Below are 281 nucleotides of genomic sequence, written 5' to 3'. Positions count from 1 at the left end.
CGTGATTCTGACAGCGGTAAGATGGTCTGAAACGACACACTTTTACAGCCGTCAAAGAGAAATTCCATGAAATCCGTATTAACCCTTTCCGCCAGCCTGCTTATGGGCCTGCTGCTGAGCAACGCCGCACACGCTAACGATCATAAAGTCCTCGGCGTGATCGCCATGCCCCGTAATGAAACCAACGATCTGACGCTGAAACTTCCCGTTTGCCGCGTGGTGAAACGCATTCAACTTACGGCCGATCATGGTGATTTACAGCTCAGTGGTGCATCGGTTTA

General features: G+C 50.9%; 1 protein-coding gene. It reads left to right on the top strand.

The genetic code is table 11. The annotated features are described in order from the left end of the window. Positions 1-66: 66 nt before the first annotated feature. The coding region (locus FDX22_RS31470) for a DUF2541 family protein (protein ID WP_255432986.1) at positions 67-281 on the top strand (215 nt) is incomplete at its 3' end.

Origin of the sequence: Citrobacter sp. TBCS-14 (genome assembly GCF_005280805.1) — a bacterium.
In the GTDB taxonomy this organism is placed as follows: Bacteria; Pseudomonadota; Gammaproteobacteria; order Enterobacterales; family Enterobacteriaceae; genus Citrobacter; species Citrobacter gillenii.
This window is presented reverse-complemented; position numbering and strand designations above follow the sequence as displayed.